This window comes from Nitratifractor sp., assembly GCF_015487065.1.
GTDB lineage: Bacteria > Campylobacterota > Campylobacteria > Campylobacterales > Sulfurovaceae > Nitratifractor.
In genome coordinates, this window is the sequence record NZ_WFQN01000055.1 from 1 (window position 1) to 8,713 (window position 8,713).

9 protein-coding genes and 1 pseudogene are annotated in these 8,713 nt (G+C 55.4%); all 10 read left to right on the forward strand.

All coding sequences use genetic code 11. The annotated features are described in order from the left end of the window. Positions 1–210, forward strand: a pseudogene (locus F8I07_RS02920) (bifunctional protein-serine/threonine kinase/phosphatase); the annotation flags it as partial. 288 nt (positions 211–498) lie between these two features. After that, positions 499–1,002 (forward strand): hypothetical protein, encoded by a 504-nt coding sequence (locus tag F8I07_RS02925; protein ID WP_292655533.1) that lies wholly within the window; start codon positions 499–501, stop codon positions 1,000–1,002. A gap of 223 nt (positions 1,003–1,225) precedes the next feature. After that, entirely contained in the window at positions 1,226–1,837 is a 612-nt protein-coding gene (locus F8I07_RS02930; protein ID WP_292655536.1) for a hypothetical protein, read from the forward strand. Continuing rightward, entirely contained in the window at positions 1,834–3,519 is a 1,686-nt protein-coding gene (locus F8I07_RS02935; RefSeq protein ID WP_292655538.1) for a cbb3-type cytochrome c oxidase subunit I, read from the forward strand. Before F8I07_RS02930 ends, F8I07_RS02935 begins: the two co-directional genes overlap by 4 nt. A gap of 117 nt (positions 3,520–3,636) precedes the next feature. Further along, positions 3,637–4,242, forward strand: a complete 606-nt coding sequence (locus F8I07_RS02940; RefSeq protein WP_292655539.1) for a hypothetical protein — start codon at positions 3,637–3,639, stop codon at positions 4,240–4,242. A gap of 524 nt (positions 4,243–4,766) precedes the next feature. Next, on the forward strand, positions 4,767–5,273 hold the full coding sequence (locus F8I07_RS02945; RefSeq protein WP_292655542.1) for a general stress protein: 507 nt from the start codon (positions 4,767–4,769) through the stop codon (positions 5,271–5,273). A 313-nt stretch (positions 5,274–5,586) separates the two neighbouring features. After that, positions 5,587–7,182, forward strand: coding sequence for a DmsC/YnfH family molybdoenzyme membrane anchor subunit (locus F8I07_RS02950; RefSeq protein ID WP_292655544.1), 1,596 nt, complete (start codon positions 5,587–5,589; stop codon positions 7,180–7,182). A gap of 94 nt (positions 7,183–7,276) precedes the next feature. Beyond that, entirely contained in the window at positions 7,277–7,555 is a 279-nt protein-coding gene (locus F8I07_RS02955) for a DUF1778 domain-containing protein (protein ID WP_292655547.1), read from the forward strand. Further along, positions 7,548–8,156, forward strand: coding sequence for a GNAT family N-acetyltransferase (locus F8I07_RS02960; protein ID WP_292655549.1), 609 nt, complete (start codon positions 7,548–7,550; stop codon positions 8,154–8,156). Before F8I07_RS02955 ends, F8I07_RS02960 begins: the two co-directional genes overlap by 8 nt. A 138-nt stretch (positions 8,157–8,294) precedes the next feature. Further along, on the forward strand, positions 8,295–8,696 hold the full coding sequence (locus tag F8I07_RS02965; RefSeq protein ID WP_292655552.1) for a DUF2000 domain-containing protein: 402 nt from the start codon (positions 8,295–8,297) through the stop codon (positions 8,694–8,696). Positions 8,697–8,713 lie beyond the last annotated feature (17 nt).

An 8,713-nucleotide genomic window follows, 5' to 3' on the forward strand; every position in this document is an offset into this window, starting at 1 on the left:
GTCATCATGCGGGCGGTGGAGAAAGACAAGACCCGTCGCTACGAACGCTACAGTGAGATGGAGTACGAACTGACCCACCCCGAAAAGGTCCGCCCCTACTATCCCGAAAACGCCACGCTTCTGGAGCGGGAGCCGGTGCGGGTCTACCGCTGGGCCTTTACCGTCTCTTTGGTAATCAATCTCATTTTGCTGGTGCTCCTCCTGCGCTGAAAATCTCCCATGCCGGACCGATTGCGGTGTAGGAATTGCAAAGCGTTCGGCGACTCTGTTTCTAGCCTTATCGAACCCTCTGAAAAATGTAAAAGAGAGGTTTCACTCGATGGCGACAAAGGAGCGCCCAACCCGTGAAACGGGCGCTTGCGTTCGCGACTGCCAGAGCTATCGAGTGAAACCGGTTGTTTTTCAGAGCACTCTATCCTTATTTCCTCCACTTATAAAAATTAAACGATTTTTCTCCTGATTAAGTGCTACAATAGAAAAAAAGCGAAGGAGTCAACCATGATCCATCATTTCACCGCAGCAGTTTTCGACGATCCCGAAAAGGCCAAAGAGGCCGTCAAAGTGCTGGTTGAAAAAGGTTTCGGCAAAGGAGAGATCTCCGTCATCGGACGCCTCAACAAAGAAAAAGTCGACGAAGTGGCCCTAAGCAAAGTTGAGAGCGACACCCTCTTCTGGGGAGCCCAGGGAGGCATCTGGGGATCGATCCTCGGACTCTTGGTCGGCGGCGCCCTCTTCACGATTCCCGGTATCGGTCCCATCGCCGGGGCAGGAACCATCGGCGGCGCCCTGGCGGGAATGCTCAGCGGTGCTGCCGCCGGCGCCACGGCTGTCGGCCTGGTAGACGGCCTCATAGAGTGGGGCTTGAGCCGCGAAAAGGCCGAGCACTACAAGAAACTCATCGAAGAGGGCAAAGTGATCGTCTTTGTCAAAGGCGATCTCCAAAAGACCGAAGACGCCGCCGTGATCCTTCGGGAACTCTCCGCCGAGGTCGAACACAAATAATCCTTCGATCCGGTTCTGACCGGATCCTGTTGGCCGATTGCCTTATTGCTTACAAAATAGGCACTAAATTAGACATATTATAACAATCACTTATCCATTGATTAGATTTTATACTGCTTCCCATCCTAACTCTTGATCAAGATCAACTTTTTTAGATTCTGAAAATTTATAATTGAATCCTATCCCAAGGATAAATACTACTAATTTTATGGAAGGAAGCACCATGAGTTTCGCGACGTCTGTGGAACTGCTCAAATTCCACTGGGCAGCCTATTCGATCTACGCGCTGCTGATCATCTCGATCATTGCCTGGTTCGGCTTTAACCTAACACGCCAGAAGAAGGCGAAATCCGTTATCCGGATCCCCTTTTACGGCTACATCGCTTTTCTGGTCGCCGGCGGCGTCGGACACCATATCTTCACTTACAATGCCATCCCCTGGGTCTCCGAAGATATTATGCGCCACGAGATCAAACCCGACGTGACTTTTGATATCGAAATCAAAAATCACCACTGGAAACTTCCGGCCAAGCCGATGGTGGTCAAAGCGGGACAGAAAGTCCTCTTCAACGCCCACAGTGACGACCTGGTCTATGGCTTCGGCCTCTTCCGCAAAGACGGAACACTCGTTACACAGATGCAGGTCAACCCGAAACGCCGCAACGATCTGCTCTGGACCTTCAACGAGTGCGGATCTTTCGATCTGACTACCAGTGAATATGCAGGCCCCGCCCAATACGATCACGAAGGCAACGACCTGATGCTCGTCAAAGATGCCGTCAAAGTGGTCGGATGTAACAAAAAAGTCGCAATGAACGAGGAGGCACACCGATGAGTTTCGCCCAAACACTGATGAACGGTACCGATTTTGACCATACCCAGCTCAATGCCCTGCAGAAAATGGTGCTGCGGGCTGTCGTCATGTCCTTTATCTTTTTCGGTCTATTGACAATCGAAGGGATGATTATGCGTCTCGTAGTCACGGGCCCCTCCAACCCGCTGCCGGAGATGTTTTCCCACGCACCGCACTACTTCTCCATCATGACGGTCCACCCCATTGTCGGGATTTTCGGATCGACCTATCAGCTGGTCTTCGCCGCCTTTATGTTCCTGGTTCCCTACCTGACCAAAAAACCCCTCTACAGTGTCAAACTGGGCAACGCCGTCTGGATCCTCATCACCGTCGGTACCTGGCTAGCATGGATCGCGGCTTTTGTCTGGCAGTATGCACCGCTATATACCCTCTACTGGCCGCTGCCCGCCGATACCCAACAATTCCAAACCATCGGCGGTATCGTCTTCATCATCGGTGTGGCTCTCATCATGATCGGAACCCTGGGCTTCATCTACAACATCTACGCCACCATCTTCGCCCGCACCGGGGTGCATAAGAACAAAACGACCAAAGAGCTGCTCATCTCCGGCTTCGGTATCGACGGAATGCTCAACCTCTGGTACAAGCTCACCGGCAAGCCCCCCTACTCCAAAGAGCCGGCACTCGCTCTGCCGGTAGTCGCCATTTTCCGCGGGACCGTCGATACCTTTCTCGATGCCATCGTCATCCTAGGAGCGGGCATCCTGGTACTGGTCTATCTTCTGGCCGATGCGGGCGGGCTCTCCTGGGACGTGCATACTGTTGATGCACTTCTTTACAAAAACTTCTTCTGGTGGGGGCTCGACCTGGTCGCCGACGGTCTGGTGCTTATCTATGTGGCGGGCTCCTGGTACCTGCTGGCAACGCTGATCACCGGACAGAAACTTTTCATGGAAAATGTCGCCCGGGCGGCGCTGATGCTCGAACTGCTGGTCTCCTGGATGGTCTGGAGCCACCACCTCCTGGCCGATCAGCCCCAGCCCGAGATGATGAAACTGGTCTCGGGAGAGATGGTGACCGCCTTTGAGCTCCTGACCCAGGGGCTGGCCCTCTTCATTACCCTGGTGACGCTTTGGAAGGCGCGACCGCTGAAAATGACCCCGCCGCTGGCCTATCTGCTGGGCGGTCTCATCGGATTCGGTCTGGCCGTCCCCGCGGCGATTATCCAGGCCGATATGGGGATGAACAGGGTCCTGCACAACACCCAGTGGATCAGCTTCGCCCACTTTCATATCGCCCTGATCGTGGGGCTCTACATGACTCTCTACAGTGCCCTCTACGTTCTCTGGCCTCTGGTGACCAACAACACTACCATGTGGTCGAAAAAGCTCACCTGGGCCCACTTCTGGCTCTACCTCATCGGCGGCGTGGGCATGGGGGCCTTTGCCGGAATGGCGGGGCTGGACGGTATGCTGCGCCGTCATCTCTATGTCCACGGTGAATTCCATACCTGGATGGTCCTGGCGGCAATCTGCGGTTCCATGATCCTGGTCGCCTGGGCCCTTTTCCTCTTCAACATCGTCATGAGTGTAGGGATCAAAGGATTGATCGGTATCTTCCTGCCCGCACAGAACAAAACAGCCTCCTACGGCATCGAAGAGGAGCCCGAACCGGCACCGGAGACCGTTCCCGCTCAGCAGTGAGCCTGTATGGGAATGGAGAATTTCGGTTGCTGCTTCGCAGCTTCTGTTCCCTTAAGCCGCGTAGCGGTTCCCCAATGACAATGAACAATAACCAATAACCCGCCGACAGGAGCTACCGTGACCAACCTGGAACGTGTCGCACTCGAAATCAAAACCGTCGGTCTCTACGATCTGGTCTTGCAGGATGCCCAAAAGATCGTCGGCAAAAACCGGCTCAGTGAAAAAGAGATCGAACATATTCTTATCGACCATCCGGAGATACTTGAGGCCTACAAACAGACCAATATCGAATACAATCTGAGCAACATTCATCTCCGGGACATTCCTCTCCAGGAGATTCCCGAAACCTGCCGCCCAAAAGCCCGAAAGGTCAATGAGAATTTGGCACTCCTGCGTGCCATTGAAAAGTACACCCTTGCTTTTGAGCAGAGTTCGACCCTGGTCATCATCTTTTCGGTGGAATTTTTCGTCCTCTTTTCGGTGCAGTATTTCATCGTCCTGCTCAACCTCAAAGAGTGGCAGTGGCCCATCTACGGCACCTTCGCCCTCTCTATCGTCATCGCCTGGTGGTATGCGAAAAAGGTACAGAAAAAATACAGGGAGGAGAGCGCACGGTATGAGAAGGTTTACGAAGAGACGCTGAAACTTCTCGAAGAGCTCGAAGATCAAGGGTGCGTGCACAAGGAGGATCTCTGGATCCGGGAGAGTGAGGATCATGTCTAAGCCTGTGATCACCCTGGAACTCCCCTGGGACGAAACAACCTTTCTGGAGGGGGCCAAGCTCGCCTACGACTACGATATGCGCCACTCCTGGCGGCGCTACATGGGATGGTTCTTCATCGCCCTGACTCAGTTTGGCGTCGTAGCGGCCCTGCTGCGCGGAAGCATCGGGCTGCTGCTGGTCTCGACCCTGCTGGTGATCTACTGGTACGGCCTGCGCTGGCCCATGCGCCGTTGGATGCTGCGGCGCTTTTTCGCCCGAGAGGAGCGGGCCCAAAAGTTGCAGGTCGCTCTCTCGGACGACGGGATCTGCCTCGATGAAGCCTGCCTCCCCTGGGAGGGGTTCCGGCGGGCGATTCTGGCCCCAAACGGCGCGCTGCTGGAGATGGGGGGCGGAACCTTCCTCTATTTTCCCCGGCGAATCGTTCCCGACGAAGAACATTGGAGCCGTTTCGCCCAAAACTCAGAGAGCGGATCGACAGAGTCGTCCGTTTTGATGCCAACACACCACACACAAGGAGAAAATAATGAAAAAACACTTTGCCGTGGCCGTCTATACCGATGCCCAAAAGGCCAAAAAGGCTGTGGAGAAGCTCCTCGAGGCCGGTCTCGAGAAACGTGCGATCTCCCTCGTCGCCCGCTCCAACGAGGACGATGTGGAGAAGGTCGAAGTGGAAAAGGTCGACAGCGATGTCGCCCTCTGGGGAAGCCAGGGCGCCCTCTGGGGCGGTGTGCTCGGCGCACTGCTGGGGGGTGCGTTCTTTTTCATCCCCGGTTTCGGCCCGATCGTCGGCGCCGGGCCCGTCAGCGCGGCACTGGCAGGCATGCTGGGAGGCGCCATGACCGGCGGAGCGGCCCTGGGCCTGGCTGATGCCCTGATCGAATGGGGCATGGGCGAGATCGAAGCCAAACACTACGAAGAACTGGTGGAAAAGGGAGAAATCCTGGTCATCGTCCACGGCGACAAAGAGACCGTCGACAACGCCCGGACACTACTGGAAGAGACCGAAGCCGAGAAAGTGGAGATGCACTGAACAGAGCTTTCCCTCCCTCGCACCGGTAACCGTAGGGTGGCGCCCTATGGGCCCACCGTTTGAAATGCCTATCTCCATAAAACATCAAAAACTCAAAATAAAAGAAGGGTTGATTGCACTTTATCTTTCCCCTTCGAACTTTTAGAAGGTGGGCAAAAATTGCCCACCCTACATCTCTCCTACCCATGCACACGCAACCATAGGGTGGCGCCCTAAGGGCCCACCGTCCGAAACCAATGACCACTTTTTAATCACTCCACTGACCATTTTACTGATACAATACATCCAATTGACCAACGTCGGAGCACCAAGAATGAGCGAAATCACCACCCCCATCGACAGCTTTCTGAATCACAAAGCCGACACCGGTATGCAGTGCGGCAACTACACCATCGACATCCCGGAGCTGAAACCGGGCCAGCAGTACCGCTTCCACTTCGACATGACCGCCTGCGTAGGATGCCACTGTTGCGAAGTGGCCTGCAACGAACAAAACGGCAACCCCGCCGATGTCAAATGGCGGCGCGTAGGCGAGATGGAGACGGGGCACTTCCCCGATACACTGCAGCTCTTTAACTCCATGAGCTGCAACCACTGCATCGACCCGGCGTGTCTCAACGGCTGTCCCACCAACAGCTACATCAAGCTCGACAACGGCATCGTCTACCATGTGGACGAAGACTGCATCGGCTGCCAGTACTGCACCTGGAACTGCCCCTACGAAGTGCCGGTATTCCACGAAGAGCGGGGGATCGTCACCAAATGCCATATGTGCGTCGACAAGCTGGAAGCGGGCCAGACTCCCGCCTGCGTACAGGCCTGCCCCGCCGGCGCCATCGAAATCGAAGTGGTGGACAAAGAGGAGTGGATCCGCAACGACATGACCAAAGAGGGCGTCGCCCCCCATCTGCCCGATGTCAGCATCACCCAACCCACGACCCGTTACACCCTGCCCGAGATCCCCGAAGGGGAAGAGATCCGCCCCGCCGACGAACATATCCTCAAGCCCGCCCACCCCGAGTGGCCTCTGGTCTTCATGACGGTCCTGACCCAGATGAGCGTGGGCGGTTTCGTCGCCCTCTTTTTCGGCGAACTGCTCCACCTGCTGGGCCTCGACCTCCCCGCCCCAAATCTCTGGATGGTCCTGGCGGTATTGGCCCCCGCCGCCATCGGCCTGCCGCTATCGGCCCTGCACCTGGGGCGCCCGGCACTGGCGATCACGGCCATGAAAAACCTCAAAACCTCCTGGCTCAGCCGCGAAGCGGCGGCCCTGGGGGCCTACGCCGGAGGTGTGACGCTGCTGGCGGGGCTCTACTACCTGGGTGCGCCCGGCTGGCTTAAGCTGCTGGTGGAACTGCCTGTGGCGGCACTTGGCGTCTACGGCATCTACGCCCAGTCGATGATCTACCGCGTCCCCGCCCGCCCCGCCTGGAACCGCCGCTCCACGACCCTGCGCTTCTTCGGCTCGGGCTATCTGGGATTTCTCCTCGTCGCCACTGTCCTGGCTTTCACCGGTGAGGCGCGCAGCGTCCTGGCCCTGATGGCCCCCACGCTGATGCTGGGACTCTACCAGATGCACCTGATCTACGAAGAGACCATATTTTATAAATATCTGGACAAGGAGCACCCTCTTTACTACCAGCTCAGCCGAACCAAGCGGCTCCTGGAAGAGCACTTTGGTCACCTGAAGCGACTGCGCCTTGCCAGCCTGGCCGCCTTCGCCATCGCTTTGCCGATGATCAGTATCGTCTTTGCCGCGGCCAACATGGGCACCGCCGCAGCGATTACCCTGATCTTGGCCTTGCTCGGCGCCACCGCCAGCGAAATCGTAGGCCGCTACCTCTTCTACCGCACCGTCGTGCCGTTGGGACTGGCGGGGAACTTCTTCGCGGGAAATCAGCGGCATTGAGCGGGGCTTTGCCCCGGGTTATTGGAGAATGAGCCAATCTTGCTAGGTTCTTTTTGATATAATATACGGACAATATCCGTAAATGGAGATCAAAATGACTCTCACAGCCGAAAACAAAAACGCCCGAATAGAATTCAAGACCACACAGGAGATCAAATCTATGCTGCAAGAAGCCGCCGCCTCGTTGGGGATGGATCTAAGCAGTTTCCTTGTCTCAACCGCCAGTCAAAGAGCCAAAGAGCTTCTGCGAAACGAACGGATGCTTGTTCTGGCCGAAGAGGAGTGGAATCGTATGCAAAAGGCTCTGCAAGGCGAACGTAAAGCACCCGAAGCGTTGAAAGAGCTAATGGCGCTGGAAGATTTCGATGAGTGAGTGGCGTCTAAGAGTTTACGATCCCACCCAATCCTACCGCGATCAAAAAAAATTCGACTGTGACAATGTGATGATTAATCGCTATGCTCAGAAAAACTTGAAGAAACGGGTGAAAAACCACTCCGTTCAGGGATATGTGTTGTCAAACGACGTGAGCGATTTTGTGGGCTTCTATACCTTGGAAACTTTCACGATCACCAAAGAGATCTTTCAGCTCTCTCCTCCCCCTACAGCAACGCCGCCTTTGGTACCGGCTATAAAACTTGGAATGTTGGGAGTGGATAAGCATTACCAGAAGATGGGCTTAGGACGAAAACTACTGAAAAACGCTATCAAAAAAACGGCCCAAGTCTCGAAAATGGCGGGATGCAAGGGGCTTTTCCTCTGGGCGGAAGAGGAGGCGGTTACATTTTACAGTCGCTTGGGGTTTTTGCCTATACAAGACATCACCCCCACGCCGATGTTTCTGGATATCGAAACTATTTTGGATGCGATAGTCCCCCGGGAGACCCAAAGGGTTGTCGATAACTTTGAAAATGGAAAAAGAGATTTTGAAACCCCCATCTCTTTTGAAGAATTTAAGAAAGAGATCGAAGGATAAACCGTTTATCCGCCATAACAGACTTCCAACAGCCCGCTGAGTCGATCCTGCCCATCCAAGTCGCTGCCTGCCATAGCAATTTCATCCAAGATTTCCTCTCCCCGTTTCTCTATCCTTTTGCAAAAAAGGAGTCTATGCATGAAAGCCGTCATCGTTCTCGATCCTGATCAACCCCTTGGCCTACTGGTCAATACCGCCTCGGTCCTGGCCGTAACCCTCGGCGATCTCGTCGAGTCGATCCGGGGAGCCGATACCACCGATGCCGACGGGATCCTCCATCCCGGCGTAATCCGCATCCCCCTCCCGATCCTCTCCGCCGACTCCCAAACGCTTCAGTCGATCTACGAGCGGGTCCGAAGCGACGAAGCCGTCACGGTCGCCGACTTTACCCGCACCGCCCAATCGTGCAAAACCTACGAGGAGTACGAGCACAAATGCGCCGAGACTCCGACGGAGGCGATGGGACTGCTGGGGCTGGCACTCTATGGAGATCGCAAGCGGATCAACAAGCTGGTAGGCAGTCTGAAGATGCTGCGGTGAAAGGGGCACCTGTCACC

Coding starts and splice junctions, on each gene's coding strand:
- F8I07_RS02925 (WP_292655533.1), top strand. CDS start 499: ATGATCCATCATTTCACCGCAGCAGTTTTCGACGATCCCGAAAAGGCC.
- F8I07_RS02930 (WP_292655536.1), top strand. CDS start 1,226: ATGAGTTTCGCGACGTCTGTGGAACTGCTCAAATTCCACTGGGCAGCC.
- F8I07_RS02935 (WP_292655538.1), top strand. CDS start 1,834: ATGAGTTTCGCCCAAACACTGATGAACGGTACCGATTTTGACCATACC.
- F8I07_RS02945 (WP_292655542.1), top strand. CDS start 4,767: ATGAAAAAACACTTTGCCGTGGCCGTCTATACCGATGCCCAAAAGGCC.
- F8I07_RS02950 (WP_292655544.1), top strand. CDS start 5,587: ATGAGCGAAATCACCACCCCCATCGACAGCTTTCTGAATCACAAAGCC.
- F8I07_RS02955 (WP_292655547.1), top strand. CDS start 7,277: ATGACTCTCACAGCCGAAAACAAAAACGCCCGAATAGAATTCAAGACC.
- F8I07_RS02960 (WP_292655549.1), top strand. CDS start 7,548: ATGAGTGAGTGGCGTCTAAGAGTTTACGATCCCACCCAATCCTACCGC.
- F8I07_RS02965 (WP_292655552.1), top strand. CDS start 8,295: ATGAAAGCCGTCATCGTTCTCGATCCTGATCAACCCCTTGGCCTACTG.